General features: G+C 59.9%; 23 protein-coding genes. 12 read left to right on the top strand and 11 right to left on the bottom strand.

Annotation, left to right across the window (positions count from 1 at the left end; translation table 11 throughout):
* The first annotated feature begins 76 nt into the window (after nucleotides 1–76).
* Nucleotides 77–1,651 carry an NAD(P)/FAD-dependent oxidoreductase gene (locus ACP7AJ_RS05665; RefSeq protein ID WP_426059222.1) on the top strand — a complete coding sequence of 525 codons (1,575 nt, stop codon included), beginning with the start codon at nucleotides 77–79 and terminating at the stop codon, nucleotides 1,649–1,651.
* Between the two features lie 235 nt (nucleotides 1,652–1,886).
* A complete protein-coding gene (locus tag ACP7AJ_RS05670) occupies nucleotides 1,887–2,246 on the top strand; it encodes a CoA-binding protein (RefSeq protein ID WP_426059223.1) in 360 nt (119 codons plus the stop codon).
* Nucleotides 2,247–2,484: 238 nt separating this feature from the next.
* Here the strand turns inward: ACP7AJ_RS05670 and ACP7AJ_RS05675 are convergent, their stop codons facing one another.
* Complete coding sequence (locus ACP7AJ_RS05675; protein WP_426059224.1) at nucleotides 2,485–2,985, bottom strand: hypothetical protein; 501 nt, start codon at nucleotides 2,983–2,985, stop codon at nucleotides 2,485–2,487.
* A gap of 236 nt (nucleotides 2,986–3,221) precedes the next feature.
* A complete protein-coding gene (locus ACP7AJ_RS05680; RefSeq protein WP_426059225.1) occupies nucleotides 3,222–4,211 on the bottom strand; it encodes an ABC transporter ATP-binding protein in 990 nt (329 codons plus the stop codon).
* A gap of 393 nt (nucleotides 4,212–4,604) precedes the next feature.
* On the opposite strand from ACP7AJ_RS05680, the gene ACP7AJ_RS05685 reads away from it, so the two are divergent.
* On the top strand, nucleotides 4,605–4,889 hold the full coding sequence (locus tag ACP7AJ_RS05685; RefSeq protein WP_426059226.1) for a cation transporter: 285 nt from the start codon (nucleotides 4,605–4,607) through the stop codon (nucleotides 4,887–4,889).
* A gap of 69 nt (nucleotides 4,890–4,958) precedes the next feature.
* Entirely contained in the window at nucleotides 4,959–6,125 is a 1,167-nt protein-coding gene (locus ACP7AJ_RS05690) for an HAD-IC family P-type ATPase (RefSeq protein ID WP_426059227.1), read from the top strand.
* Here the strand turns inward: ACP7AJ_RS05690 and ACP7AJ_RS05695 are convergent.
* On the bottom strand, nucleotides 6,057–6,968 hold the full coding sequence (locus ACP7AJ_RS05695) for a bestrophin family protein (RefSeq protein WP_426059228.1): 912 nt from the start codon (nucleotides 6,966–6,968) through the stop codon (nucleotides 6,057–6,059). The two genes, ACP7AJ_RS05690 and ACP7AJ_RS05695, sit on opposite strands and share 69 nt — an antisense overlap.
* A gap of 192 nt (nucleotides 6,969–7,160) precedes the next feature.
* Between ACP7AJ_RS05695 and ACP7AJ_RS05700 the strand changes: the two genes are divergently transcribed.
* From ACP7AJ_RS05700 to ACP7AJ_RS05710, 3 genes are read left to right on the top strand one after another with little or no spacing between them, the layout of a single operon-like run.
* Nucleotides 7,161–7,721, top strand: coding sequence for an RNA polymerase sigma factor (locus ACP7AJ_RS05700; RefSeq protein ID WP_234794956.1), 561 nt, complete (start codon nucleotides 7,161–7,163; stop codon nucleotides 7,719–7,721).
* A gap of 4 nt (nucleotides 7,722–7,725) precedes the next feature.
* Nucleotides 7,726–8,820, top strand: coding sequence for a hypothetical protein (locus ACP7AJ_RS05705; RefSeq protein ID WP_426059229.1), 1,095 nt, complete (start codon nucleotides 7,726–7,728; stop codon nucleotides 8,818–8,820).
* 19 nt (nucleotides 8,821–8,839) lie between these two features.
* Entirely contained in the window at nucleotides 8,840–9,991 is a 1,152-nt protein-coding gene (locus ACP7AJ_RS05710; protein ID WP_426059230.1) for an outer membrane beta-barrel protein, read from the top strand.
* A 181-nt stretch (nucleotides 9,992–10,172) separates the two neighbouring features.
* Here the strand turns inward: ACP7AJ_RS05710 and ACP7AJ_RS05715 are convergent, their stop codons facing one another.
* Nucleotides 10,173–10,931, bottom strand: coding sequence for an RNA methyltransferase (locus ACP7AJ_RS05715; protein WP_426059231.1), 759 nt, complete (start codon nucleotides 10,929–10,931; stop codon nucleotides 10,173–10,175).
* Nucleotides 10,932–10,984: 53 nt separating this feature from the next.
* Here ACP7AJ_RS05715 and ACP7AJ_RS05720 point away from each other — a divergent pair, with 53 nt between their 5' ends.
* Nucleotides 10,985–13,609, top strand: a complete 2,625-nt coding sequence (locus ACP7AJ_RS05720; protein ID WP_426059232.1) for a BamA/TamA family outer membrane protein — start codon at nucleotides 10,985–10,987, stop codon at nucleotides 13,607–13,609.
* Between the two features lie 78 nt (nucleotides 13,610–13,687).
* Here the strand turns inward: ACP7AJ_RS05720 and ACP7AJ_RS05725 are convergent, their stop codons facing one another.
* Entirely contained in the window at nucleotides 13,688–15,892 is a 2,205-nt protein-coding gene (locus tag ACP7AJ_RS05725) for an alpha-ketoacid dehydrogenase subunit alpha/beta (protein ID WP_426059233.1), read from the bottom strand.
* Nucleotides 15,893–16,026: 134 nt separating this feature from the next.
* On the opposite strand from ACP7AJ_RS05725, the gene hemF reads away from it, so the two are divergent.
* Genes hemF through ACP7AJ_RS05740 form a run of 3 tightly spaced genes read left to right on the top strand, consistent with a single transcriptional unit; the run spans nucleotide 16,027 to nucleotide 18,124 of the window.
* Nucleotides 16,027–16,959 (top strand): oxygen-dependent coproporphyrinogen oxidase, encoded by a 933-nt coding sequence (gene hemF / locus ACP7AJ_RS05730; protein ID WP_426059234.1) that lies wholly within the window; start codon nucleotides 16,027–16,029, stop codon nucleotides 16,957–16,959.
* Nucleotides 16,952–17,530, top strand: a complete 579-nt coding sequence (locus ACP7AJ_RS05735; protein WP_426059235.1) for a phosphatase PAP2 family protein — start codon at nucleotides 16,952–16,954, stop codon at nucleotides 17,528–17,530. The genes hemF and ACP7AJ_RS05735 overlap by 8 nt, the downstream gene beginning before the upstream one ends.
* A 12-nt stretch (nucleotides 17,531–17,542) precedes the next feature.
* Nucleotides 17,543–18,124, top strand: a complete 582-nt coding sequence (locus ACP7AJ_RS05740) for a flavodoxin family protein (protein ID WP_426059236.1) — start codon at nucleotides 17,543–17,545, stop codon at nucleotides 18,122–18,124.
* A 78-nt stretch (nucleotides 18,125–18,202) separates the two neighbouring features.
* On the opposite strand, the gene ACP7AJ_RS05745 is transcribed toward ACP7AJ_RS05740, so the two are convergent.
* From ACP7AJ_RS05745 to mnmA, 6 genes are all read right to left on the bottom strand, one after another.
* Nucleotides 18,203–18,403, bottom strand: a complete 201-nt coding sequence (locus tag ACP7AJ_RS05745; RefSeq protein ID WP_426059237.1) for a hypothetical protein — start codon at nucleotides 18,401–18,403, stop codon at nucleotides 18,203–18,205.
* Nucleotides 18,404–18,467: 64 nt separating this feature from the next.
* On the bottom strand, nucleotides 18,468–19,058 hold the full coding sequence (locus ACP7AJ_RS05750) for a riboflavin synthase (protein WP_426059238.1): 591 nt from the start codon (nucleotides 19,056–19,058) through the stop codon (nucleotides 18,468–18,470).
* A 120-nt stretch (nucleotides 19,059–19,178) separates the two neighbouring features.
* On the bottom strand, nucleotides 19,179–19,502 hold the full coding sequence (locus ACP7AJ_RS05755; protein ID WP_426059239.1) for a hypothetical protein: 324 nt from the start codon (nucleotides 19,500–19,502) through the stop codon (nucleotides 19,179–19,181).
* Nucleotides 19,503–19,636: 134 nt separating this feature from the next.
* On the bottom strand, nucleotides 19,637–21,331 hold the full coding sequence (locus tag ACP7AJ_RS05760; RefSeq protein ID WP_426059240.1) for a S8 family serine peptidase: 1,695 nt from the start codon (nucleotides 21,329–21,331) through the stop codon (nucleotides 19,637–19,639).
* A gap of 175 nt (nucleotides 21,332–21,506) precedes the next feature.
* A complete protein-coding gene (locus ACP7AJ_RS05765; protein ID WP_426059241.1) occupies nucleotides 21,507–22,328 on the bottom strand; it encodes a hypothetical protein in 822 nt (273 codons plus the stop codon).
* Nucleotides 22,329–22,358: 30 nt separating this feature from the next.
* The gene (gene mnmA, locus ACP7AJ_RS05770) at nucleotides 22,359–23,516 is read right to left on the bottom strand and encodes a tRNA 2-thiouridine(34) synthase MnmA (RefSeq protein WP_426059242.1); all 1,158 of its coding nucleotides are present in this window, start codon (nucleotides 23,514–23,516) and stop codon (nucleotides 22,359–22,361) included.
* A 720-nt stretch (nucleotides 23,517–24,236) separates the two neighbouring features.
* Here mnmA and ACP7AJ_RS05775 point away from each other — a divergent pair.
* Nucleotides 24,237–24,656: a hypothetical protein gene (locus tag ACP7AJ_RS05775; protein ID WP_426059243.1), complete on the top strand. Its 420-nt coding sequence runs from the start codon at nucleotides 24,237–24,239 to the stop codon at nucleotides 24,654–24,656.
* Nucleotides 24,657–24,878: the final 222 nt, after the last annotated feature.

Below are 24,878 nucleotides of genomic sequence, written 5' to 3' on the forward strand. Positions count from 1 at the left end.
AGGAGCTTAACTTTGTGAATTCAGTGCGCCTGCCTGGCATTCAAACTAAAGGATAGACACCTTTCATATTACACAAATGTTAAAACAAGAGTTGGAGGTATTATTAACTCCAGAAGTCGCTTTTGATGAATTATCACGCTACGAAGCCATCTTACAGCACGCCGGAATAAGGCCTGGGCAAGCTGATTTTGTGCACCTGCGCCGTCGTTCCATTGATGCCCGCGGCCGTCAACCGCTCGTGAGACTGCGGGCCGACGTCTATACTTCGCCTCCGCCCAGTGACCTATTCGGGCCTTGGTTCGTTTATCCAAATGTGAAACAAAATTCTCCACGGGTACTGGTTGTTGGGGCAGGTCCAGCAGGGCTGTTTGCTGCCCTCCGCTGCATAGAGCTTGGTTTAAAACCAATCGTGCTAGAGCGGGGCTTGGATGTGCGCGCCCGCCGCCGGGACCTGGCCGCCATCAACAAAGAGCAGGTGGTAAACCCCGATTCTAATTACTGCTTTGGCGAAGGCGGAGCGGGTACATATTCCGACGGCAAGCTTTATACCCGCGCTACTAAGCGTGGCGACGTGGGCCGCGTGCTACGCCGCCTAGTGCAGCACGGTGCCACCCCCGACATTCTGGTTGATGCCCACCCGCACATTGGCACCAACAAACTCCCGGCCGTGGTGCAGGCCCTGCGCGAAGCCATCATCGAAGCCGGCGGGGAAGTGCGCTTCGATACACGCGTAACCGACCTGATTTTGGAGCGCGACCGACTGCGCGGCGTAGTGACGGCCAAGGGCGAGGCGCTGGAAGCCGAGGCCACCATTCTGGCCACCGGCCACTCGGCCCGCGACATCTACGAGCTGCTGCACCGGCGCGGGGTCCTTATCGAGGCCAAGCCCTTCGCGCTGGGCGTTCGGGTTGAGCACCCGCAGGCACTCATCGACCAAGCTCAGTACCGCCGAGCCGAGCGCGGCTTGCTACCGGCCGCATCCTACGCGCTGGTGCACCAAACGGAAGTGCACGGCGAGCAGCGCGGCGTGTTTTCGTTTTGCATGTGCCCAGGCGGCTTCATTGTGCCGGCTGCTACGGCGCCGGGCGAGGTGGTGGTGAACGGCATGTCGCCGAGTCGGCGCGACTCTCGCTTTGCCAACTCTGGCATTGTGGCGGCCGTGGAGCTGACCGATATGAATGTGAAGGAATATGGCCCCTTGGCCGGTCTGCACTTCCAGCAGGAAATAGAGCAGCTGGCCTGCCGGGCGGCGGGCGGCACCCAGCGCGCCCCGGCTCAGCTGCTGGGCGATTTTTTAAAGAACAAGCATTCAACCGAGCTACTCGAAAACTCTTACCAACCTGGCTTGGTAGCTACCCGCATGGACGAGGTGCTAGGCCCCGTGCTGGCCGAGCGCCTGCGCCAAGGCTTCCGCGACTTCGGCCGCAAAATTCCCGGCTACGCCACCAACGCCGCCCAGATTGTGGGCGTCGAAAGCCGGACCTCGGCCCCCGTGCGCATCCCCCGCGACAAAGACACGCTGCAGCACCCGGTGATACAGGGGCTTTTTCCTTGTGGCGAAGGCGCGGGCTACGCCGGCGGCATCGTATCGGCGGCGATGGATGGCGAACGCTGCGCGGAGGCGGCATATGCTTTGACCGTTAAACATTAGCTGATAGCTACTTGATGGAAAAGGCGGTCATGCAGCGCGCAGCGTAGCAAGACCGTTCAAGGGACAACACAACCACCCTCTCGCCTACTGTCCTCACACCCTAGCTGACAGCTGTTAGCCGTTGGCTTTTGTTTATGCGTATTATAAATGAATCCCCTTCCATATAATAGGTACTAACTAACGGCTATCAGCTGAAGCTTTAGAAGTCATCAGCTACAGACTAACAGTTCACACAATGAAAAAGACCCTCGTTCTTGGCGCTTCCGACAATCCGGACCGCTACTCGTTCCGCGCAGCGAACATGCTCAAAAACTATGGCCACGAAGTCGTGCCTGTTGGCCTTCGCAAAGGGCAAGTAGCGGGCCTGGACATTCACACCGACCGCCCCCAAGCTACTGACATTGATACCATCACGCTCTATGTGGGCACCCGCAACCAGCCAGTCTGGTACGATTATATTCTGGACTTAAAACCCAAGCGCATCTTATTCAATCCAGGCACCGAGAATCCGGAACTAGAGCGCCTGGCCCATGAGCGCGGCATCCAAACCGAAGAAGCCTGCACCCTGGTATTGCTCTCGATTGGGCAGTACTAAGCAACACGGTTTGCTCGTAGCAAACAGCCTTCATCCTAAACTGACAATAAAGTAAAAAAGGCCCGCACGGTGTGCGGGCCTTTTTTACTTTATTGTCAGTTTATTGCCAGCGAAATCTTGCTTTTAAACAAGGTAATGCGGTATGCTTTAGTGTAACGGGCAGTGAGGCTGGCGTGGGCAGCCCCTGGCATTACGCGGCGTGTCCGTAGCGACTAGTAAGCAGGAGGTGCAAAACACCCTAAAAGTTAAACTGCAATTGCTCGACCCGACTTTTGTGGCCCGTGCCCGGCGTCAGCACTGACTTGTGCCCGCTCTCCTGCGCTCCTTGCTGCCGGAGCCAAGCCAGGGCGGGTTCTTCATCCTTGAACCAGCCAACCCGGGCGCCCCAGGCTGGCCAGGCCCCAAGCGGGTCATAGCCTGGTTGTTGTAAGCCCTGCCACATGGACGGCGCAACAAGCAACGCAATACACGGGGTTTGCCCCAACTGTGCCCGTACCCGCGGGAAATAGTCTTCCTCCAGCCACTCGTGTAATTCCACTGGCTGCTCCTGCGGGCTCACTCTACCGTCGAGCAACCAGTACCGGCAGCGCCGCCGCAAAGCTGCCGCGAGCAGCACTTCGCAGGTTTTGGTTATCTCTTCGGCCGTTAAGGCCCGGCGCGTGCGACCGCGCAGCAAGGAAGAACCATCCCTGCACGTGACCGGGAAGAATGTGAGGGTTGGCAGGGGAGCATCCATCATAGGACAAGGATGAGATTAAATTGATGAACAACTCGCCAAAGAAACACTATTTCTTTTTTATATCACATAAAATTCACAATAAGCTAAAATCTTATACCTCCTTTTCTTAAGCCCGCACCCATTCTGTAACCTCAAATACGGCGTTAGCAGGCCTCCTATTATCAGATAAGGATTTTCATACCAGCATACATAAACAATCCGCGAATCTCCCTTTTTCCGCTTAGCCCAGCATTTTCTCAGCGCTTCATGTTCCAGGCTGAGCCAGGCGCTACAGAAACCGGCACCAAGCTTCCGGGCTTCCATTCGTGGCTGGCTGTTCGGACTCGTATGGTGTTTACGGGCAGTGCAATCTCCACCTCGAAGTAGCTCCCAAAAAATCGGCTGGCCTTGACGGTACCAATCAAGTGGTTGGGGGATTTTGGCCCGAGCACAAATTGCTCGGGCCGAACCAGCAGCACCGTTTCGGCCGCCTTGCGCTTGCTGACCGGAGCTAGCATCTGACGTTCGGCTCCACGCACGATAGAATAATCGCCAAACAAAGCCGCAGTGTATTCATCTACGGGTTGTTGATACACCCGCGCGGGCGGGCCCTGCTGCACAATCAGGCCTTGGCGCATCACCAATATTTCATCGGCCCACGACAAGGTGTCGGCCGGGTCGTGCGATACGAGCAGGCAGGTAATGCCCAGGCGGTGGCCCAGCTCCTCAATAATGCCCTGCAGGATGCGTTTGTGCACCCGGTCCAGGTTGGAGAACGGCTCGTCGAGCAGCAAAAGCCGGGGCGACCCCAGCAGCAGGCGCGCCAGGGCCACCCGCTGCTGCTCACCGCCGGAAAGCTGGTCGGTGCGGCGCTCGGACAAGTGGCTGATGTGGCACAGTTCGTACAGTGCTTGGGCTTCGGCCACTGGCCGCTTGTTGGCGTAGCGCAGCACCTGCTCAACCCGCAACGAATGCGGCAGGGCCGAATTTTGGGTGAGGTAGGCCACGCCGGGGTGACCGGGCACGAGTATTTCGGCTGGGCCGCGCACGCGGCTGCCGTTGGCGTGCACCTCGCCGGCGCTGGGCTGAATGAGGCCGGCTATTACTTGCAGCAAGGTGCTTTTGCCGGTGCCCGACTCGCCGGCCAGCGCCAGCTTCTGGCCGGCCTGCTGGGTAAAACTCACGTTTTGCAGCACCACAGTTTCCCGTTCCGTTAAGCTGATACCTGAAACCGTAAGCAAATCCATGCGGGGCTAATTGAGAAGCGGACGGCAAGGCGTGGCGCCCGCTTGGTGGAAAGGTTGGTGTGCCCGGCCCGGGCGCAAGCTACGCATGCCAGGTGCTTGCGGTTGGAACTGGGAGCCAGTTGCGGGATGCTCATTCTCGGGGCACGTCTTTTCTTACACCCGCCAGGCTGGCCTTCGCCGCCGGCTATGGCAGGAAGGCCAACACAATCATGCACGTTGCAAACGGAATTTTGCAGGCGCTGCGCACTGGGGCCGGGCATTCTAATTATGCATGTATTGTTTGTGATTCTGTACCGACTCCCGTTGGCGGGGAAGGTTCCTTTGGGTTGCTTGGGTTAGCTGGCGAAAAGCCGGCTTGTTTGCTCCCTGAAAGTTGAATTACGTCCATTAATTATGTCACTCTCTTCCGAAACGACCACCCTCGACATTGAAGGCATGACCTACGCCTCGCGCGCATCCTTCGTACAAAAGTCGCTGGCCCGCACGCCCGGTGTGCAAAGTGCCGTGGTTAATTATGCCACCGAAAAGGCGACCATCGAGTACCTGCCCGACCTGGCCACCCCCGCCGCGCTCAAAGAAGCCGTGGTACAGGCCGGCTACGGCGTAGTTGAGCAGGCGCCGGACACCAGCACTACCGAGCGCAGTGAGGAGATAGACCGCCAAAAAGCGTTGGCCTAGCAAAGCATTAAGCGCCGCTTTTGGGTGGCCGCGGGGCTGGCGGCAGTCATCATGCCCCTGAGCATGCTCATGCTTTGGCCCGCCCTCATGGCCCGGGTCAATATGCAGTGGCTGAACTATGGCCTGCTCCTGCTCACCCTGCCCGTGCTGTTGTTCAGCGGCCGGGAATTCTACGTTTCGGCCTGGAACAGCTTCCGGCACCGCACCGCCAACATGGACACGCTTATTGCCATTGGTACCGGCGCCTCCTTTTTATATAGCCTAGCGGCAAACCTGGCGCCGGAATTCTTCACCAGCCGCGGCCTCATGCCCGAGGTATACTACGACACCACCTCCACCATTATCGCCCTGATTCTGCTGGGCAAAGTGCTGGAGCTGCGCGCCAAAACCCGGACCTCGGCGGCCATACGCGCGCTGATGGGGCTGCAAAGCATAACGGCCCGCGTGGTGCGCCCTAACGGCGAGGAAGTTGACCTGCCCATCGAGCAGGTGCAGTTGGGCGACATTGTACTGGTGCGGCCCGGCGAGAAAGTAGCCACCGATGGGCACATTGTCGAAGGCCAGTCGGCCGTCGACGAGGCCATACTGACGGGCGAAAGCCTGCCCGTCGACAAAAAAACCGGCGACCCGGTATACGGCGCCACCCTCAACAAAACCGGCGCTTTCCGCTTCCGCGTGACCAAGGTGGGCGCCGATACCATGCTCGCCCAGATTGTGCGGCTGGTGGAAGACGCCCAAGGCAGCCGGGCGCCCATTCAGCGTCTGGCGGATAAAGCTAGTGCCATTTTTGTGCCCACCGTGGTGGTCATGGCCCTGCTCACTTTTGCGGTGTGGTTTGCCTTAGCGCCGGCCCAGGCCGACATCAGCCTGGCTATTGGCTCGGGCACCGATGTGGCCATGGAAGCCGCCGGCATCACCCTCATGCGCTCCGACCTGCACGGCGTGGTTACGGCTATCGACTTATCGCGCCAAACCATGCGCACCATTCGGCAAAACCTCTTTTTCGCCTTCCTATATAATACGCTGCGCATTCCCTTTGCGGCTGGCGTGCTCTACCCCTTCTTCGGCGTGTTGCTATCACCTATGCTCGCGGCCGAAGCCGTGGCATTGAGTTCGGTATTCGGTGCTCACCAACTCGTTGCAGCTGCGGGCATTCAAGCCCGCGGCCTACATCAAATAATAGGAGTCGGCCTTGGCGGGAGCAGGCACATCTTGTTCCTCCAACAGCTGTTTTAGGTTAATTTCCACGGTGCGGGCAATGGCCGTGACGGGCGTGTCGGTGGGCCGGTTACTGAAGGGGTCCTGCAGGTAGCGGGCCGTACGCTCAAGCAGGAAATAGGTCGTGGCAATGGCCAGCAGCAGGGGAATCTCCCACAACCCCATGGTTTCGACCAGCCCTAGGGAGAGCGTGCCCAAAAATAGATAGATAAAGAGGTAAATTAGCAGGCGGTAGCTCGAAGGGAAAACCGTGCTGTTGATGCGTTCGGCCCGGCCCTGGGCATCGACCAGGCGCACCAGGGTGGAATCCAGCTGCACTTGCTGGAATGCGTTAATTGCTTTTAACTGAAAAAGCTCCTTGATTTGGCGGGCGTGCAACGCTATCAAAGCCAAGGGCTTGTTGCTGTGGCGCATGATGTAATCCAGTTCCGACTCCGACAAATACTGGGCGAGATTGGCGGCCCCATCCTGTCCCCGCAGCGTCTGACCCAGGCTATAACACCATGCTATCTGGCGGTATGTCAATGGCTTGAGGGCGCCTTCGGAACCTAAGCCATCCGCGTCTTCATCCGGAACGAAGGTTGCGACCTGCACCACCAGCGAGCGAGAGTCGTTCACGATGGCTCCCCAAACCTTGCGGGCCTCCCACCACCGGTCATACGACTGGCTGATTTTAAACGCCAACAACAAGGAAATTGAGCCCCCCAGTACCGTAGGCAGTTGCAGAGGTATTTGCGGCAGCGAATTAGAGTAGAATTGCTTAAGCAGCTGGAATACGATGGATATAAGTAACACCCGGATTGTATCGGGTAAAATATCCTTTATGATGTACCGGAAGGGCAGTTTGGTATCGAGGAGCATAATGGCACTGGACTAGAAAGAATTAGTCCTGCATACGCAACCTAGGCCTGCTCGTTAGAAAAAATGTGGCTGAATGAGTTAAGGCTTTGCATTCACCAAGTACGCCTGACTGGTTAATTTATTTTCACCTTCCAGGCAACCATCGTCCCTACTTTCGCATCTGCCGCGCTAACTCACTATTGTTTCTGCTCTTTGCCTACCCTTACCGTGACGACCGAAGCCGACCTCATCGCTGCTTGTGTGCGGGGCGAGCACCGGGCCCAGCGCCAGCTCTACGACCAATTGGCCGGGCTGATGCTTACCGTGTGCCGCCGCTACCTCAAGCGCCGCGAAGATGCCGAAGAAGCCCTGCTGCTGGGTTTTGCCAAGATGTTTCGGGCCCTGCCCAACTACCGGTTCGAAGGCAGTTTCGAAGGCTGGGTGCGCCGCATCATGGTCAACGAAGCCCTGATGCAGCTGCGCCAGCGCGAAATGATGACGGTTTCGTTTGAGGATTTTCCGCAGCCCGAGAACTTGGCCACCACCGCTGCCACCGCCGACACCCAGCTCCAGGCCGAAGACCTGATGGGCCTGTTGGCTGGACTGCCCGCCGGCTACCGCACGGTGTTCAACCTCTATGCTCTGGAAGGCTACGGCCACCAGGAAATAGCCGAGCTGCTGGGCATATCGGAAGGCACCAGCAAGTCGCAGCTGAGCAAGGCTCGCGCCATGCTCCAGCGCCGGATACAGTTTTCCGCCATTGCTAGCAATTAGTATCATGTCCCTCGAAAATATAGACGACTTATTTCGCGATAAACTGGACGGCCATCCTACGCCGCCCGGCGATGCGCTGTGGGCCCGGCTCCAGGCCGGTCCGCCTGCCGAGCCCGCCCCGGCGGCCACCGACGAGCGGCTCGACCATCTGTTTCAGCGCGGCCTGAACGCCCACGCCACGCCCCCCAGCCGCGAGCTGTGGGAGCGCCTCGAAGATGAGCACCTGCGCCCGCGCAAGCGCCGGGCCGCTGCCTGGTGGCCCATGGCCCTGGCCGCCGCGTTGGCTTTGCTGCTGGTGGCGGGCGGCGCAGGCCTGTGGCTGGGTTTCCCTTCGAGCAACTCGCCCAGCGGCAACCTGGCCACTCAGCAAAACCGGGCTATGCCTGGCCAAGCCACACCAAAGCCACAGGCAGCCCCCACCGCTGAAACACCAGCCCCGGCAAGTGCTTCGGAGCAGCCTGCAGCAGTGGCCGCTACTTCGCCTCCAGCCCCAACTACGGCGCCCGACGCTTTTATTCAAAAAAATACAACCTCGCAGGCAACCCGTCCCTCCAACCTCGCATCTACCGCACCAAATGCCAGGATGTCAGCCCCCGGGCAGTCGCCTCGCCACTTGCTAGGAATCAACCGGCAGCCGGACGCGGCCGCCGAAAAAGCTCCCCTCGTGGCCCGCACGTCTGCTCGCCCTGCCACCCTGCCGGCCCGGCCCCGGCATGCCGCTGCTGACGAGCCGCGGCCCACTACCCCACCCGTAGTAGCCAGCCTTTCCAAACCTGCCTCGGCGGCGGAAAACGTCCCCACCCCGGCAGCGCCCGCCCCCAGCTTGGCCAGCACCGGCGAGCTCATTACCGTAGACGTGCGCAACGGCAACGAATCGGCAACTCAGCCTTCCAAAATGGCGAGCTTGGCTGCCACGGTGGCGGCCGCAAGCGATGCTCCCGAAGAGCGGCGGCGGTTGGGTGGCCGGCTCCTGCAGCAGGCTGGCCACCTGGTGCGCGGCGAGCGGGTGAGCCTGGCCGAGGTAGCCGGCCTTCCCGAAAACGTGACCGTGCGCGCCACCGTGGGCGGCCGCACCCTCACCAAATCCATTCAACTCTAATTCTTACTTTCTAGAAATCATGCAACGCGCTTTTCTCTCCTTATTTCTGTTGCTCCTGGTGTTGGGCTGCGGCCTCACCAAGGCCCATGCCACTGAGCTTAACAGCCGCCCCTTGGTGAAAGACACCATCGTAATCAGGCTGCCCAACCAGGCCACCATCACGCTGGTGGTTCGCGATGCAGCCCAGCTGCGCCAGATGAAGAATTACCAGCTCGACTCGCTCACATCGCGCCTAGCCGGCTACATTGTGCAGGCCGAGACAGCGGCCAAGACGGCTACCACCGACCAGGTGACCCTGCAGTTTTACCCCGACAAGGACCAGCCCGGCAAAAACCTGCCCGAGCAAATCCGCATCACCACGCGCAAAAAGAAACCCAGCACCAACCGCGTCGACGTGATGCTGAACAAAACCTTCGGCGTGACCGTGACTACCGACGACAAAGGCTCTAAATCTTACAACACCTCCGAAGGCAAAAGCAAAGAGGAGCGTATTGCTCAGCGTGACTCCGCCCGCTTGAAGAAAATTAAAAACAAGCGCACTTCGGCTGAACTCGTTGTAGACCTGGGAGTAAACGCTTTGATAAACCAGAAGGCCCTCGACACTACCCCGGGCCAGTCGGAAGCGCCTGACTTACGCACCGAAGGCTCGCGCTACGTCAACATCGGCCTTGACTGGAACACCCGCCTGGGCGGTAAGCGCAGCCCCATGAGCCTCACCTTCGGCCCTCACTTTGCCTTCAACAACTACATGCTGAACGGCAACACCAAGTGGGTGAACGACAACGGCATCACCAGCGTGGTGCGCGAAACTGATGGCCGCCAGTACCAAAAGAGCAAGCTCGGCACCTCCTCCGTCAACCTCCCCGTGATGCTGCGCCTGCAGCTGCGCGACAAGCACTACAAATCCACCTTTGCCCTGGGAGCCGGCGGTTTCGTAGGCTACCGCATCAAGTCCTGGACCAAGCTGAAGTACACCACCGACGGCAACACCCTTAAGGACAAGGAAGACGGCAGCTACAACATGGAGAACTTCCTCTACGGTGTACAGGGCACCATCGGCTACGGCAGCCTGGAGCTCTTTGCCAAGTACAACATGAACAGCCTGTTCAGAGCCAATGCCGGCCCTGACACCCAGGTTTTGAGTTTCGGCCTCCGTCTGTTTGGGGACTAAAGCGACCTGCTCACGACAAACAGAACCGCGCGAAAGTCCGCCAGCCCACGCTACTGGCTACAGCGAATCCTCTAACGCAAAAAGTCCCGATTCTGCTCAGAGTCGGGACTTTTTACTACTCAGCACAGGCGCTTTCATAGAGCGTGCCGCAGGGATAGAACAACGGCGCTGCCGCAATTTCCTATTGGTTTCGAAAAAAGTTATCCAGCAGAATGGCGGCCGATATAGCCACGTTCAGGCTTTCGGCCCCGCCGCTGGCGCCCCGCGGAATGTGCAGGCGCCGGGTGAGGCAGGCCTCCACCGCCGGGGTCAGCCCGTGCGACTCGCTGCCCATCACCAGCACGCCGCTGGGGCGCAGCGTGAGGCGGTGCACGTTGTCGCCTTCCAAATCGGCCCCGAAGATGCCGGTGCCCGGGGCCAGCGTGGGCAGCCAGACGGTTAGGTCGCGCTCCCAAAGCTGCACCCGGGCAAAGGCGCCCATGGTGGCCGAAACGGTTTTGGGCGAGTACGGGTCGGCGCAGCCGGGGCTGAGCACCACGCCGGGCAACCCGTACCAGTCGGCCAGCCGCAGTAGGGTGCCGAGGTTGCCGGGGTCGCGAACTTCGTCGAGGGCAAGCAACAAACCCGATTGCGGCAGCGTTGGAGACAACGTTTTCTCCAAGGGGAGGCGGGCCACCGCCAGCGCGGTGTTGTTGGTGGCCAGCGTACCCAATTGTGTCAATTCATACTCGGTGGCAATCACCAGGGCGAGGCGCTCGGGAAGCTGCGCACGATTTTGGGCGGCAAACTCGGCCGTGACCAGCACATGTTCAGCTTCCAGGTCGGAACTTAGCAGCTCCAACACGCTTTTGCCGCCTTCCACCAGGAACGCCCCGTGGCGTTGCCGATACTTCTTTTGGTGCAGCGACTGCACGTATTTGCTAAGTGCTTTTGAAACCATTGTCGTTTAAGAATTTATCGAAGCTACGGCCTGGTAGCCGACTACGCTGGCCCATGCCCCCGGTGCTGGCGCTGCTGATGTTGGCGGCGTGCTCGCCGTTTAAGCTCTTGCGCCCCGGCCAGCGCCTGCTCAGCCGCGTCGAAATTAAGGGGGTGGAACTGGCCGACAAAGAACGGCTCACCGCCCTTGCCCAGCAAAGGCCCAATACCCAGTTTCCGCTGCCGAAGCTGGCCATCTACCAGCTGGGCTATAATTTCTACGATTCCGTGCGCATTAAAGAAAAGCTGCGCGAAATACAGACTCACTACGAAACCCGCATTCAAGCGGCCAGTACCGACTCGGCTCAGTTGGGCAAGCTGCTGGTCCGGCGCGAGCGCAAGCTCAACCGCAAGCAGCTGACCCTGGATAAGGGCAACGCCATCATGCGCCTGGGCGAGGCCCCGGCTATCTACGACACCCTGCTCACGCGGCGCTCTGTGGAGCAAATGACCACCTACCTGCACTCGCAAGGGTTTTTCCGGGCCACTGTAACGGCCGCCGATACGGCGCGCTACCGCCGGGGCCTGGTAAAGCGGCTTTTGCAAGGAGTCGGCTCCATTTTCCCGAGTACTCCCGACTCGGCAGACTTGGCCAAGCGTTACCGACGCGTGACGGTAACCTACAACGTCAACGAGAACAAACCCTTTCTGAACCGACTTCAGCCCCCCAGTATTGCCGATTCGGGGGTGGCCGCCGTGGTCAGCGCCGCCCAGAAAAGCTCTGTGCTTCGCGAAAACGAGCGCTACAACGAAGAACTGATTGGGCAGGAACGCGCCCGCTTAGAAACCCTGCTCAAAAATGCGGGCTACTTCGATTTCCGTCAGCAATACATCACCTTCGAGGCTGACACCAGCTTCGAGAACTTCACGGTGCGGCTGCGCACGCTCATCGCCAACCCGGCCCCCGGCCAGGGGCACAGGGTGTATACCCTGCGGCAGGTGCGCTTTGTGACCGATGCCGGCGTGAACCGCACCCTGCGCGCCTCCACGCTCGACACCCTGCGCCGGGCCGGCGCACCCGGCACGCGGCGCATCCGGCCCGAAATCGGCATTCGTACCGACACTACCGTAACAGACTCGGTGCGCTTTGCGGCTTACGAGCAGAAGTACAGCACCCGCCTGCTGGCCCGCAAAGTGCTGGTGCGGCCCGGCCAGCGCTACAACCTAGACCGCACCATGCAAACCCAGCGCCTGCTGGCCGACCTGGACATGTTCCGGTTCAACAACTTGAACTACCGCAAGGTATCCGACCCGCCCTCGGCCGACAGCGTGGGCATCAATCCCTCCAAGGGCGAGCTCATCGCCGTTATCAACGCCTCGCCAGCACCCAAGTACACCGAAACCAGCGAGGTAGGTGGCACATACGTAGCTTATTTGCCTGGCCCTTTTGTCAACCTCCGCCTGAAAACGCGCAACCCCTTCGGCGGCGCCGAGGTGCTGGAGATAGGCGTACGTGCGGGTTTCGAAGGCCAGCTGAGCCGGGTGGCCGGTGGCACCAGCGACAACACCGAGGCGGTGTACACTACCCAGCTGGGCGCCACAGCTTCGCTGGTGCTGCCCCGTTTTCTGCTTCCTTTCAACAGCAGCCGCTTCCTGTCGCGCTACAACCCCAAAACCCGCTTCACGCTTTCCGAAACCTTCGTTAGCCGCCCTGAATACACCCGCTCCAATTTTGAGTTTGCCTATGACTATATCTGGCAGAAATCGGCCTTCCATCAGTATGTATTCTCGCCCGTTGTCGTCACATTTGTCAACACGCTCAAAACCAGCGACCTGTTTCGCGAACGACTCAATTCGCTGCGCGACAATCAGGGTTCGCCGCTCTACCGTTCGTTCGTTAAGCTGTTAGAGCCCAGCTTCAGCTTCACTTCGCTCTATAACTCCAACGACTTCAACCAAACCCGCGACGCTCATTACCTGCGGCTTTTTACCGAAATCGGGGGCCTCACACGCGACCTTTACAGGGAGGCATTATTTCGGAAAACTCAACTCAACGTGTACGACTTCGCTCGTCTAAGTGTCGACTACCGCCGCTACCACCACCTCACTCCCAAAACCTTCTTTGTGTGGCGCCTCAATGGGGGCGTGGTGCACGCGCTCACGCGCACCGCGGAGCCTGACGGAAGCAATTCTCAATACATCATTCCCTACGACAAATCATTTTTTGCGGGCGGCTCCACCAGCTTGCGCGCCTGGCAGCCCCGCCGCCTGGGCCCGGGCGGCTACACCTCGCTACGCACCACGCAGCAGGGCCAGGTGGTGCGGGATTTCCTCACCGAGCAGCCCGGCGAGCTGCTGCTGGAAGGGAGTGCCGAGTACCGCTTTCCTATCTATAGCTTTGTGAAAGGGGCTTTCTTCACCGATTTCGGCAACGTGTGGGGCTTACAGGAAGTCAAAAACGAGCAGGGCCAATACCTGCGCCCCGGCGCTCAGTTTCAGGCAAATTCTTTTTACAAGCAAATTGCTGTGGGCTCGGGCATGGGCGTCCGCTTCGACTTCACCTTCCTGATTCTGCGCCTCGACGTCGCCACTAAGGTCTACGACCCCACGGCTCCCGATGGCCAGAAATGGGCGCTGCGCAACTTCGACACCAGCGCCAATCCCATTGCCTTCAACCTAGGCATCGGCTATCCTTTCTAACACCCGCCGCCAAGCAAAAGGGCCCGCCCGCTGTTACACGAACAGCGGGCGGGCCCTTTTGCTTAGGTAACTCCTTTCTTAGTATCCGAGCAGCTCTTCAAGCGCTACAGCCACCTTGGCAGCGCTAGGCAGCATCTGCTTTTCCAGCTCCACGTTCAGGGCAATGGCCGGCAGGTTTGCGGCCCCAAGGGTGAAGACGGGGGCGTCGAGTTCCTGGAAACAGTGGCGCTGAATGCGGCCCGCAAGGCTTTCGGCGAAGCTGTTCATCAGGGGCTCTTCGGTAAGAACTAGCACCTTGCCGTGACGACGGGTAGCGGCGGTTACGGCATCAAAGTCGAGGGGGTTGAGCGTGCGCAAATCAAGAATTTCAACCTGACCGGGGTAGTCCCGGCTGGCGGCTTTGGCCCAGTGCACGCCCATGCCGTAGGTAACCACCACGGCCGTGTCACCCTGCTGCAGCTTTTCAGGGTCGGCCGCCTGGGCCACGGCGGCTTTGCCCAGCGGAATCACATAGCCTGCGGCTGGCTCCAAGGTTTTGGCTTCTTCGGTGCCCGGCACCTTGCTCCAATACAGACCTTTGTGCTCCAGCATAATCACCGGGTTAGGGTCGAGAAACGCTGCCCGCATCAGGCCCTTCATGTCGGCCGCGTTGCTGGGATACACCACCTTGATGCCCCGAATGGTGAGCAGCGTGCTCTCGATGGAACCCGAATGATAGGGCCCGCCGCCGCCGTAGGCCCCAATGGGCACCCGAATCAGGGCCGGAATAGGGAACTTGCCCATGGTTAGGTAGCAGGATTTGGAAAGCTCCTCCACCAGCTGGTTCAGCGCCGGCCAGATGTAGTCGGCAAACTGAATTTCGACGATTGGGCGCGCGCCCACCGCTGCCATTCCCGCCGTGCTGCCTACAATGTAGGCCTCCTGAATGGGCGTGTTGAACACCCGCGCGTCGCCATACTTTTTGGCCAGCAGCGCGGCTTCGCGAAACACACCGCCCAGCTCGCCACCCACGTCCTGCCCGTAAAACAAGGCCTCAGGAAACTCCCGCAAAATTTCGTCGACGGCGTGCAGGGCCGCGTCCACCATCAGGGTTTTGTCGGCACCGGCGGGGCTGCGCTCGCCGCTTTCCTCGGTCACGGCCGGGGGGGCAAACTCGTGGTCGGCAAATGTGGCAGGGTCGGGGTTAGGTGCAGCCAGGGCTTCCTTCCAATCGGCGCGCACGGTGGCCCGGGCTTCGGCGACCAGGGCAGCCAGCTCGGCTTCCTCGAAGCCGCTTTGCAGCAACAGCTGATGCAGGCGCGGCAGCGGGTCCTGCTCCTGTTGGGTGGCCAGGTCGTTGCGATACCACTCGCGGCGTACGCCGCTGGTGTGGTGGCCCAGCAGCGGGCATTTGGCGTGCACCAGCACTGGCCCGCGGCGGGCCCGCACGTGTGCAAACGCCTCCACCAACCCGTGGTGCGACGACCGGAAATCGGCCCCGTCGACCTGCAAACGTAGCAGCCCCGGAAAGCCCGCCGCAAACTCATAAGCATTCATGGCCCGCATCTCACGTCCGGTGGCCGAGATGCCCCAATCGTTATCCTGCACCAGGTACACAATGGGGAGCTGGTGCAGCACGGCCATTTGCAGGGCCTCGGCTACTTCGCCTTCTGTCATGGCCCCGTCGCCTATCGAACACAAGGCCAGCGAGCCATTGGCCGCCAGCGACGCACACTTAGCCTTGAAGGCGTCGCTGCTCGCTTCCAGTTGCTCGCCGCCCACCGATTCGAGGTATTTGATGGCGTGCGCCATGCCCGTGGCCGGAATGGCCTGCATGCCGGTAGCCGAGCTTTGGTGCGGAATAACCGGGATGCCCGCCCGCCGCAGCGAGGGGTGCGAGTAATAGGTGCGGCCCCCACTAAACGGGTCGTCGGCCTTGGCCAGCAGCTGCAGCATCAGCTCGTAGGGCCGCAAGCCCAGGCCCAGCAGCATGGCGTCGTCGCGATAGTAAGGGGCGGCGTAGTCGTTTTCGGTGAGCAAGAAAGCCGCGGCAAGCTGCACAGCCTCGTGCCCGCGGGCGGTGGCGTGCACGTAGCGCGAGGCCGTGGCCTTCTCCTCTTCGTAGAGCGTGGCCATGGCGGCGGCGGTGTGCATCAGGCGGAAGGCGCGGCGAAGAAGCTCGGCATCAAGGCGTGGCGCGGGCGTGGCGGCCGGGGCCGTGAAAGCCGCGGCCGCGGCGGCCGCAGCAGCCGTCACACGGGTAGAAGCCAGGTTGGCAGTATCGGAAACAGCGAATTCGGACATCGTTGGCGTGGGAAGTTAGGCTACAAAAGTACGCTCCACCCGCCACCCTATCTTTGGGCCGGCAACGGTGCCTGTGCTTCGGGCGCAGCTCGCTGCCACCCCTCTGCGAATTATTCTGCGTCTTCTGCGGTGAAATGCTAACGTCCCTTTCTTCCTCCCCCACCACGCGCCCCGAAATCCAAGCCTGGCTGGCCGATTTTCAATTGCGCTTATGCCAGCAGCTAGAAACTGCCGATGCCGGCCCGGCCCACTTCCTCACCGATGCGTGGCAGCGCGAAGGCGGCGGCGGCGGCCGTTCCAAGGTCCTGGAACACGGCCGCATACTCGAAAAAGGCGGCGTCGGCTTCTCGGCCGTATGGGGGCAGATGAGCGAGGCCGCGGCCCGGCAGCTGCACATGCCCGACCCGGCTTTCTACGCCACGGGCGTGAGCGTGGTGCTGCACCCGCGCAGCCCGCGCGTGCCCATCATCCACATGAACGTGCGCTATTTCGAAGCCGGCAACGGCGAGGCCTGGTTTGGGGGAGGCATTGATTTGACGCCTATTTACGTGGACGAAGCGCAGGCCCGCCGCTTCCACGAGCGACTGCGGGCGGTGTGCGACCAACACAATCCGGCGTACTACCCCAAGTTTACTCACTGGGCCGACGATTATTTTTTCCTGCCTCACCGCCAGGAAACCCGCGGCGTGGGCGGCATCTTCTTCGACCGCCTCACGGTTGGAAAAGACGGCTCGGCTCAGGAGCTGTTCCGCTTTGTGCAAGACGTAGCCGAGCTGTTTGGCCCTTTCTACACCGAGCTCATGGCCGAAAACCACGCCCTGCCCTTCGCCGAGCGCGAAGAAGCCTGGCAGAGCCTGCGCCGCGCCCGCTACGCCGAATTCAACCTGGCCTTTGACCGGGGCACCCGCTTTGGCCTCGAAACCGGCGGCCGCACCGAGTCCATCCTCATGAGCCTGCCTCCGCGCACCGGGTGGGCGTACAACCCCGCTGCCCCAGCCCCCGGCTCGCCCGAAGCCAACACCCTGGCCTGGCTCCGCAAAGGTGTAGACTGGCTCGCCGATGCTTGAAGCCATACAAGCCCTCGACCACCGACTGCTGCTGGCCGTCAACCGCGCCCACACGCCGCTCCTGGATAAGGTAATGACGTTTGCCTCCGACCGCAACGTTTGGATTCCGGCCTATGTGCTCCTCATTGCAACGCTTATCTACCTGTTTCGGCGCCGGGCCCTGTTGCTGCTGCCGCTGGTGGTAGCGGCCGTGGGCTTGGCCGACAGCATCACCAGCCGGTTGTTCAAGCCTTATTTTGCCCGCCCCCGCCCCTGCCACGACTCCCGGCTGACGGCCTTCCTACATTTGCCCGATGGCTGCGGCGGTCAATTCGGATTTTTGTCGTCGCACGCGGCCAACTCTTTCGCCTTGGCTGTTTTTCTCATTATCGTACTGCCTGCAGGCCGATACAAGGTTTTAAAAGGAATAGTATTTATATGGGCCTTGTTGTTATCCTATAGTCGCATGTACCTTGGGGCACACTACCCCACCGATGTTCTGGGGGGTGCCGCTCTGGGCAGCTTGCTGGGTTGGGCGGCCGCCGCGGCCTACCGGCAGTGGGCCCCGCGCTGGTGGCCCTCCCACGCGTAGACAGCCTTTCCTATGAATGACGCAGCTCCTATGAATGACGCAGCGCGCCGATTCTTCTTTTTGCTTTGCAGCACCCGCCGCCTCGGCAATAGCGAGCAACTAGCTTATTGTGCGGCGCATCCGCTGCCTCCCCAAACCAAGCAACAGTGGCTGCAACTGCGCGACTGCCCCCTGCCGGAGTTTATCGACATGCGGCACCACGGCTCTTTCCCGGTGCCCACTGGCAATGTGCAGAAGTTGCTAGATGCCACCCTCGAAGCCACCGACCTAGTGCTCGCGGCTCCGCTGCTTTGGTACAGCCTGCCCGCCGCAGCTAAGCACTACCTCGACTACTGGTACGTCTGGCTGCGCACACCAAACCTGCAGTTCAAGGAAAAAATGCACGGCAAGACCTTATGGGCCATTATTGTGAGCAGCGACAGTCTGCTCGATGCCGCCCCCCTGGAGGCTACGCTTAAGCTCACGGCACAGGCCATGGGCATGCGCTGGGGAGGCATGCTTTACGGCACGGGCTCGCGCCCAAACGACATCCAACACGACGTTAAGGCCTTGCAAGGAGCGCGGACTTTCTTTCTCGACCCGCCGAGCAACTAAGACGCATGAGGGCAGCGCCGGTTACCGCCACCTACTAAAAGAGCCCCGTTGACAACTCAATGGGGCTCTTTTCTTTACTTACTTAGCCGGTTTGCGGCCGCCGGTGTGGCCATCACCTTTGTCGCCTTGGCCGGGCTTGCTGGTCTTTTTGGAATTGTGCCTGTCGTCCTGCGACAGGGACTTGTTTAAATCGACCGAAGTGGTAATTCGCCCTTTATCATCGCGGCGGATATATCGTTTATCGCCCTCGTTGGGCTCTATTAATTCTCGTTTCGACATAGCTGTAAATGCGTTACGTGAGGACTCCCCCCTTTTACGCAGCCACTGTCCTCGAGTTCACGAGCTACTTACCCAGCAGCTTGGCCACATACTTCCCTACAATGTCAAACTCCAGGTTCACGGTTTCGCCGGCGCGCAGCTGCTGAAAGCTGGTGTGCTCGTAGGTATAAGGAATGATGGCCACCGTAAAGCCCTCATCGGTGCTCTCGAAGCAGGTGAGGCTGGTGCCGTTCACGCAGATGGAGCCTTTCTCTACCGTGAGGCGGCCGGGGCCGGGCGCGTGGCCGAACCGAAACAGCCAGGAGCCCTGCTGGTCGGTCACGCTCAGGCAGGTGGCAGTGGCGTCGACGTGCCCCTGCACGATGTGGCCATCGAAGCGACCGTTGGCGGCCAGGCACCGTTCCAGGTTTACGTGGCGGCCGGGCTGCCACTGGCTCAGGTTGGTCACGCGCATGGTTTCGTCGATGGCCGTCACCACGTGCGTGCCGGCGGCGGGGTCCACGGCCACCACGGTTAGGCATACGCCGTCGTGCGCCACGCTTTGGTCGATTTTCAACTCGGCGGCGAAGGGCGAGGCCACTGTGAAGTGGCGGTTGCTGCCTTGGGTGTCGACGGCTACGATGGTGCCTAAGGCTTCAATTATTCCAGTAAACATGAAAGGCAGATTTAGTCAGATTTGGCAGATGCCACGGATTTTATGCAAAGAACGGCACCCTAGACCAGGGTGCCGTTCTTGAGCTTGGCAGCGCTATAACCGCGCTGCGGGCAGAAAAGATTAACGCTCGCTCTTGTCCAGAGCTTTCCAGTCGAACTCCCCTCCTTCGCGGCGGCGGAGAAACACGGTTTGGTCGTCTTTTTGGGTTTTGCCAAAAGTAAGGTCGGCGCGGCAGTCGATGCACTTCACCGAAGTATACTTAAATTTATCCTGCGCCACACGGCTGGTCAGGTCCAGATTATCCGAGCCGCAAAGGCCGCAGTTGGGCACGTCGGGAAAGCTAAGCCGGTCATACTCAGCCACAGTTTCGTGAAAATTACTGCCCTGCACGGTGAAGTGAAACTGGCGGCGCCCGATGCGCTTGGAAATCATCATTTGCAACATGTACTGCAAGAAAATGGGAGTGAATTGATGCTTTAAAATTACAAAATATAGCCCTCAAAAACAAGCTGATATCCAGCGCTACGGACACAAAAAAAGGCGCTACACGGCGCCTTTTTCAAGCCTTGAGTATGGGGTTACTGCTGTGTAAATTTCACCGTGCGGCGGGTGTCTCCGGTGCTCACTTCGCAGGTGTAGGTACCCTTTGCTAGGCGGCCCAGGCGCAGGGCCGCGGTGACGGTGGCCGAGGCCGCAACCTGCTGGGTAGCAACCACTGCCCCGCGGGCATCGAACACCCGCACGCGCAGGGGCTTGCCGCGGAGCGCTGTGGGCAATGCCAGCGTGACGGCGCCGTCGCCGGTGGGGTTAGGGTACAGCACCAAGGCCTCAGCCTCTGGGTCGCTTTTGTCTTTTGAGCTTAGCGGCCCGTTGGGGTGCAAGGCGTTATAAGCGGTCACAAAGTTGGGAATGCCATAGCCCAGGGTGGGAGTTGGCGTGGTGGCCTGCGAAGCCGTGTTGCGCAAAGCGGCAATCACCTGCTGCGCGGTAAGTGTGGGGTTGGCTTGCCAGAAACCCGCGGCCATGCCGGCCAGGATGGGACAAGCGAAGGAGGTGCCGCTGCCTCGGAAGGCCCCTCCGTTGGGGGACAACACGGCCGCCGCTCGGCCCATGGCCGACAGCGTGGGCTTGACCCGTCCATCGGACGTGGGCCCGTAGGAGCTGAAGCTGGCGTGGTTGCCCAACGAATCGATGGCGCCTACCGAGATAATGGAATCGGCATCGGCGGGCGCCGAAATGTAGCGCCATGGGCTGTTGCCCTCGTTCCCAGCAGCATTAACCACCAGTATGCCCACGTGGGCAGCAATGGTAGCGGCCCGCGAGCTAATGGCCGTGCGGCCGTTCATGTCGGCGTAGGTATAGGAAACCGAGGGCGCGTCGAACGAGGTGTAGCCCAGCGATGAACTGATGATGTCGACCCCTACGGAATCGGCGTACTCGGCAGCAGCCAGCCAGTTGGCTTCTTCGATGGGGTGCTCGGAGCTCACGTCTTCGGTAATGTATAGGTGAAACGTGGCTTTGGGAGCACTGCCGATGTAGAACCCAGGCTGGTTGGCAGCTATAGCCGACAAGCAATTAGTGCCGTGGCCGTTGCGCAGAAACACGCTGGTGCCTCCATCAACAAAGTTGCGGGTACCCGCCAAGCGCTGCTCCTGGAAGAGGGGCTGCAGGGCCGGAATCTGGTCGACGCCGGGAAAGCCGGCGTCGAAAACGGCAATCTGCATGCCTTCGCCGCGGAAGCCGGCATCGTGCATGGCTAGGGCGCCGATTTGCTCGTTTTGGCGGTAAGCCGGCCCGTACTGCACACGCGTGGCCAGGGCGCCGCGAGCCGCCACGGATGGCAGCTGCGTAGGCGCCGGCGTGGGGGCCACGCCCCGGAAGCTGCGGTTAAGCGTAGCGGCGCTGAGCACCGGAGCAAGGGCCATAACCCGGACCAAAGTGGCCGAATCGCAGGACACAACGGCTGCATTAAACCAGCGCGAGGTATAGTGAACCTGTGTGCCAGCCACGCCGCGCACCTGCGCCACATAGGCAGGGTTCACGGGCAGGTCGCGGGGCAGCACCGCAATGCCCTGCCGGGCGCGGCGCGCCACCGAGCGGGCCGACAAAAACGCTTGGGGCTGAGCCACCGAAAAGGGCGAGCCGGCTTTGTCGCGGAAGTACACAAGGTGGCGACGCACCGTGCCCTGCGCGGAGGCTGGCGCAGCGGCCAGCAAGTTGACTAGGCCAGCCAGAGCCACCAAAACCAAGCTCTTTATTGAAGTAGGCACCATTGCAAAGAGAAACCTGAAACTAATAGATTGTGGATTGCAAATTCGTTGCCGATGACGCTCAGCCTCAAGCAATTTGGACCCAGGCTTGGCAGCATGCAGTTGAAGAAGCCCGGCAGCTTATTGCTACTAGCCATCAACCGCCAATTGACCTGCTTCTGTTCAAAGAGCTGCCCTCCTAGCGGGGACCGTGGTCAATCAGCGTTTCGCGGCGCGTGAAACCCGACACATACGCACGGGGCGGGTACACTTGGTTGCCGTTCGGCGCTACGTAGGTATAAGGCTGAAAATAAACCCGCCGCCTAAACACAGGGCCCACACCTTTTGCAAACACCTGGCGGTAGCTGGCCTGCTTCACCAGACTGTTTTCGGCAGCCGCACCGGTATTGGCAGTGGTCAGCGCGACGGGGTAAGACCGCGCCGGCACACTGCCCGACGCCGCCAAGCTAAAGGGCTGGCCAATGGCGCTGTACTGGCGGGTTTCAGCAGTGATGGTGTCGTTGAAATTGTTGTTGAAGGCGTTGAAATTCCAGGAGCGGCCTTCCCGCACCGGAAATATCAATTCCACCGTGCGCGCGTTGTTGCGGTTCAGGGTCACAAACTGCTCGTTGGCGCTCAGCACAAACACGCTGTCGTCGCGGAAAGCAGCAGTGGCGCCCACCCGTTTGGAGCGTACCATCCGGTAGACTTTTTTGCCCGCCGCGTCGGTGAAAATCTCCGTGATGGTTTCCTTAAGCTGGTAGGTGCTGTCGCGTGGCACGCTATTTATCAGCTGTGCTCCTCCCGCCCCGCCCGAAGCCCGGCTCCAGGTGGTGTCCACCACGGCGTAGGTCCAGTAGTTGCCCACCGCAATGGGATAATAGTCGACACCGGTTTCGGGCGCAGGTAGCGACTCGTTTTTACACCCCACCGTTGCCACGGCCAGCCCGCCCGCCAAAAGGGCTACACTGGTGCGGCGGACTTTGTTTTTAACCAGGAGGGCGACCGGAATGAAATGCATAAAAGAGGTAGAAGAAAAAAAAGGATAAGCTTAGCTACCGGCCTCGACGGCGGCAAAAGGTAAGGGGAATTCGCCGATAACGTGGCGCTCTATCCAACCGCCGCCCAGCACGTCGTTGCCGTCGTAGAATACAGCGGCCTGCCCGGGCGTGATGGCGTGCACGGGCTCCTCAAAATAAACGCGGATTTTTCCGTCTATTTCTTCCAGAAAAGCCGGCGCGCCGTCATGGTTGTAGCGCACCTTCACCACGGCGGGCACCAGGCCCTGGCCCGCCAGGCTAGCCTGCTTGCCCATGTTCAGCTTGCCCACCACCGTGGCCGTGCTGGCCAGCTCGTCGTAGTTGCCGAGCACCACTTCGTTGGTATCGGGCCGGATTTCGAGCACGAAAGCAGGGTAGCCCAGGGCCACGCCCAAACCTTTGCGCTGGCCAATGGTGTAGAACGGATAGCCCTCGTGCTTGCCAAGTACGCGCCCGTTTTTGGTTACGAAGTTGCCGCCGGCAACGCGTGCCTCCAGGCCGGGCACCCGCCGCCGCAGAAATCCCCGGTAGTCGTTGTCGGGGATGAAGCATATTTCGTAGCTCTCGGGCTTGTTCACCAGCTCATTGAAGCCGCGCCGGCGGGCTTCGTCATATATTTCGGTTTTGCGCATGCCGCCCAGCGGAAACAGCGTGCGGCTCAGGCTCTCCTGGCTCACGCCCCACAGGGCATAGCTCTGGTCCTTGTTCTCGTCGAGGCCTTTGCTCACCACAAACCGGCCCGACTCCGCATCCTTGCGAATATTGGCGTAGTGGCCGGTGGCAATAAACTGGCAGCCGAGTTGGTCGGCGCGGCGTAGCAGGGCGTCCCACTTGATGTGGGTGTTGCAGAGCACGCAGGGGTTGGGCGTGCGGCCGGCGAGGTACTCGTCGGTGAAGTTGTCGATAACGAAGTCGCCGAACTCATCACGAATGTCGATGATGTAGTGCGGAAAGCCGAGCTGCACGGCAATGTCACGGGCATCGTTGATGCTATCGAGCGAGCAGCAGCCGGTTTCTTTTTTTGACCCGCCCGCGCTGGCGTAGTCCCAGGTTTTCATGGTCATGCCAACCACTTCGTAGCCTTGTTCGTGCAGCAGCACGGCGGCTACGCTAGAGTCGATTCCGCCGCTCATGGCAACGAGTACTCTTCCTTTTACTTCGGTATTCATAGGTAATGTAATTCACCCGGGACTTGAATGGTCCAGGCTAAATAAGGTACTGCCCTTGCCGCACTAGGCCCTGAAAGGGCTTTCCTGAGGCTTTTTCCGCACGTTGCGCGGCAGTGTAAGTTCTCCGCGCCATGGTAGCAGGCTGCTACGCAGCGATGCATAGGAAGCTTTGCTGAACAGCCAATTGCGTGGCTGGTTCCAAACACGGCCCAGCTGCGCGGGGTACTTGCGCTACAAAACTACGGACGGCAGCGTTTCGTTCTGGGTAAAGCCCCAAACGCCGGTGCCCCTGGGCCGGCCCGATGCGCTGATTATCAGAAGAAAAAAACGCTCAGTCGGCAACAAGGGCGCCAACAAAATTTCAGTTGGCGGTGGAAAAGTCAATTTCTTTACAAGACTAGCGTAGGCATAGCGGCCCTGTTTTTAGCTGTCTTTAAACATAGCAATGTGATTGTGGTTTGTTCAACTCATTCGATACCGGCTGGCCAATATTTCTGCTCATACCATCGGCAAAACCTGTCGTTTTTCCGCAACAAGTACCCTGGTTGCGAAAGCAAGGCTGCGAGAAAAAGCGACTTTCTCTCAACTGTTTCCAAGCAATATTTGTAGATTGGCGGCGGCGCTTCAGCCCGTCATACTTCTATTTGCCTGCAGCATAAAGTTTCTTACAACATTCTCTACTTTTAAACATTCATGCCCCGTTAGTTACATCCGTCGCCTATGCTATTACACTCTACACCAAGACTTTATTTTGAAAATGCCACCGGTCGACTCTTCGAGCATCCCGATGGCTTCGTTATTCTTCAGTATAAAGCTGGCAAACGCCAGTTCACCGAACTTAAGGCCCTTCTCACCCATACCGGAAACTTATTGCAGCGCAACCATTGTAACCGCCTGCTCGGCGACCAGCGGCTGATGACTCCCTACACCGAAGAAGAAAGCGCCTGGATAGTGAACTACTGGCTCGACAGCTCCCGACAAGCCCCAGGCGGGATTTTTGGGGCAGTATTGCTGGCCAACGACGTATTTGCCCGCCTTTCCAATGCTCAGGTAATGCACGATGCAAAAGCCGCCGCCCTTACCTATCGCCATTTCGACAAGGAAGAAAATGCCATGGCCTGGCTAAGAGAATTGTCTTAAACAGCCAAAATGCCTGTCCCCATTGCCCCGACCTCCTGGCTGGTGCTTTTTTTGTAGGCTCGCTCCCCGAGTTGAGCCTGCACTACCCGGCCCGCCCAACACGCCGGCTGCTTTGGCCTACCACGCCTCGTAGCAGGAAGGAATAATCTGCATTGTAAACCCGCTGCACGAAGACATAAGTGCGGCAGCGCTCCAGTTGGTTTAAAGGGGCGTCTTCATGCA

It is taken from the genome of Hymenobacter sp. B1770 (assembly GCF_049896385.1).
Lineage (GTDB): Bacteria > Bacteroidota > Bacteroidia > Cytophagales > Hymenobacteraceae > Hymenobacter.

Bases quoted from the DNA above. Each gene is read 5' to 3' on its own strand.
- ACP7AJ_RS05665 (WP_426059222.1), top strand. From the start codon at position 77: ATGTTAAAACAAGAGTTGGAGGTATTATTAACTCCAGAAGTCGCTTTT.
- ACP7AJ_RS05670 (WP_426059223.1), top strand. From the start codon at position 1,887: ATGAAAAAGACCCTCGTTCTTGGCGCTTCCGACAATCCGGACCGCTAC.
- ACP7AJ_RS05675 (WP_426059224.1), bottom strand. From the start codon at position 2,985: ATGATGGATGCTCCCCTGCCAACCCTCACATTCTTCCCGGTCACGTGC.
- ACP7AJ_RS05680 (WP_426059225.1), bottom strand. From the start codon at position 4,211: ATGGATTTGCTTACGGTTTCAGGTATCAGCTTAACGGAACGGGAAACT.
- ACP7AJ_RS05685 (WP_426059226.1), top strand. From the start codon at position 4,605: ATGTCACTCTCTTCCGAAACGACCACCCTCGACATTGAAGGCATGACC.
- ACP7AJ_RS05690 (WP_426059227.1), top strand. From the start codon at position 4,959: ATGCTTTGGCCCGCCCTCATGGCCCGGGTCAATATGCAGTGGCTGAAC.
- ACP7AJ_RS05695 (WP_426059228.1), bottom strand. From the start codon at position 6,968: ATGCTCCTCGATACCAAACTGCCCTTCCGGTACATCATAAAGGATATT.
- ACP7AJ_RS05705 (WP_426059229.1), top strand. From the start codon at position 7,726: ATGTCCCTCGAAAATATAGACGACTTATTTCGCGATAAACTGGACGGC.
- ACP7AJ_RS05710 (WP_426059230.1), top strand. From the start codon at position 8,840: ATGCAACGCGCTTTTCTCTCCTTATTTCTGTTGCTCCTGGTGTTGGGC.
- ACP7AJ_RS05715 (WP_426059231.1), bottom strand. From the start codon at position 10,931: ATGGTTTCAAAAGCACTTAGCAAATACGTGCAGTCGCTGCACCAAAAG.
- ACP7AJ_RS05720 (WP_426059232.1), top strand. From the start codon at position 10,985: ATGCCCCCGGTGCTGGCGCTGCTGATGTTGGCGGCGTGCTCGCCGTTT.
- ACP7AJ_RS05725 (WP_426059233.1), bottom strand. From the start codon at position 15,892: ATGTCCGAATTCGCTGTTTCCGATACTGCCAACCTGGCTTCTACCCGT.
- hemF (WP_426059234.1), top strand. From the start codon at position 16,027: ATGCTAACGTCCCTTTCTTCCTCCCCCACCACGCGCCCCGAAATCCAA.
- ACP7AJ_RS05735 (WP_426059235.1), top strand. From the start codon at position 16,952: ATGCTTGAAGCCATACAAGCCCTCGACCACCGACTGCTGCTGGCCGTC.
- ACP7AJ_RS05740 (WP_426059236.1), top strand. From the start codon at position 17,543: ATGAATGACGCAGCTCCTATGAATGACGCAGCGCGCCGATTCTTCTTT.
- ACP7AJ_RS05745 (WP_426059237.1), bottom strand. From the start codon at position 18,403: ATGTCGAAACGAGAATTAATAGAGCCCAACGAGGGCGATAAACGATAT.
- ACP7AJ_RS05750 (WP_426059238.1), bottom strand. From the start codon at position 19,058: ATGTTTACTGGAATAATTGAAGCCTTAGGCACCATCGTAGCCGTCGAC.
- ACP7AJ_RS05755 (WP_426059239.1), bottom strand. From the start codon at position 19,502: ATGTTGCAAATGATGATTTCCAAGCGCATCGGGCGCCGCCAGTTTCAC.
- ACP7AJ_RS05760 (WP_426059240.1), bottom strand. From the start codon at position 21,331: ATGGTGCCTACTTCAATAAAGAGCTTGGTTTTGGTGGCTCTGGCTGGC.
- ACP7AJ_RS05765 (WP_426059241.1), bottom strand. From the start codon at position 22,328: ATGCATTTCATTCCGGTCGCCCTCCTGGTTAAAAACAAAGTCCGCCGC.
- mnmA (WP_426059242.1), bottom strand. From the start codon at position 23,516: ATGAATACCGAAGTAAAAGGAAGAGTACTCGTTGCCATGAGCGGCGGA.
- ACP7AJ_RS05775 (WP_426059243.1), top strand. From the start codon at position 24,237: ATGCTATTACACTCTACACCAAGACTTTATTTTGAAAATGCCACCGGT.